This is a genomic window from Pseudomonas sp. NPDC089392 (assembly GCF_044749595.1).
Classification (GTDB): domain Bacteria; phylum Pseudomonadota; class Gammaproteobacteria; order Pseudomonadales; family Pseudomonadaceae; genus Aquipseudomonas.
In genome coordinates this window covers 1-1,428 of record NZ_JBIVIF010000099.1, presented here as the reverse complement: position 1 = coordinate 1,428, position 1,428 = coordinate 1, and the positions used below count along the sequence as shown (strand labels likewise).

The window sequence follows — 1,428 nt, the reverse complement described above, 5'->3', positions numbered from 1 at the left end:
TAATGCCAGTCAGTTAAGACTGACGCATTGACCTTTAGCCCATAGGCCGCAAAATCCGATGCTTGGAAACGAGCATCGGATTTTTTATGCGCCTGTCAAAAGCCCTGTCCCTCACTCATGAAATGGCATCGCGGCCACATGCCCTCGAAGGGCTGGGAGCGTTGCTTGATCCAGACATTGTGAAACAGGCCTTCGAAACGGTAGGCGTCTCGACTATACGCAAGCGGCGGCTGCCATTGGAAAGCCTGGTCTGGTGCATCATCGGCATGGCGTTGTTCCGCCGGATGTCGGCTTGGGATGTCGTGAATCACATGGACATCATGCTGCCGGGCAAGCGACCGCTGGTGGCGCCCAGTGCTGTTGTTCAGGGACGGCAACGACTGGGTAGCGAAGCGGTTCGCGAAGTGTTCTCGCTCACCCAGCAGCGATGGCATGCAGAAGTCCAGCACCCGCAATGGTTGGGGTTAACACTTTTGGGCGTGGATGGCGTGGTCTGGAATACCCCCGACACTGCAGAAAACCGGGCGTGCTACGGCGGCGCGACCAACCAGCATGGCGATGGCAGCTACCCTCAAGTCCGAATGGTCTGCCAGATGGAACTGACTAGCCATCTGCTGATAAGCAGTACTTTCGATAGCTATCACAGTAGCGAAATGAAGTTGGCCGAACAGCTGAGTGCTACCACGCCTGATCATTCGCTGACCCTGTTCGATAAAGGTTTCTACTCGTTGGGTTTGCTACATCACTGGCAATCACAAGGCGAGCAGCGTCATTGGCTTATTCCTTTGAAGAAGGGTACCCAGTACGAAGTCGAGCACAAGCTTGGGCGCAATGATGCCGTGGTCGTTCTGCGCACCTCGCCGCAAGCCCGTAAGCAATGGCCCGGCCTGCCGCTGGAGATTCGGGCACGGCTGTTAAGCAAGGCGATCAAAGGCAAGGTGGTGAGCGTACTGACTTCAATGGTCGATCCGCTGCGTTTTCCAGGTGATGAGATCGTCGACCTTTACAGTCAGCGCTGGGAAATCGAACTGGGATATCGGGAGATCAAGCAAGGGCTTTTAGGCGGTGAATATACGCTGAGAAGCAAGACGCCGGAGATGATTGCGCAAGAGCTATGGGGCGTACTGCTGGGCTACAACCTGTTGCGATATCAGATGGTGCAGATGTCTCGACAGTGCCCTGGAGTGTACCCATGCGAGATGAGTTTTACTGCCTGTAGCTGGGCAATACTGGGCTTGCTGCATGGCACATCCTTGAATCACCCCGGGAATTTGCCGGGATTTCTGTCGGATCTGCAGGCTTCAGCAGCCCAATATGTTTTGCCTCATCGACGGCCTGACCGGTGGTTTCCCCGAGCAGTGAAGCAACGACCGGCGAAGTACCCCATGCGCAAATGAAAATGCCAGTCAGCTTAACTGACTGGCATTA

The 1,428-nt window shown here is 55.3% G+C and carries 1 protein-coding gene; it reads left to right on the top strand.

The genetic code is table 11. The features are described 5' to 3' along the window. Positions 1 to 86 precede the first annotated feature (86 nt). On the top strand, positions 87 to 1,397 hold the full coding sequence (locus ACIP1G_RS31955) for an IS4 family transposase (RefSeq protein WP_400744638.1): 1,311 nt from the start codon (positions 87 to 89) through the stop codon (positions 1,395 to 1,397). The last annotated feature ends 31 nt before the right edge of the window (positions 1,398 to 1,428 follow it).

What these genes read in the sequence shown, in the direction of transcription:
- ACIP1G_RS31955 (WP_400744638.1), top strand. Translation starts at nt 87, where the DNA reads ATGCGCCTGTCAAAAGCCCTGTCCCTCACTCATGAAATGGCATCGCGG.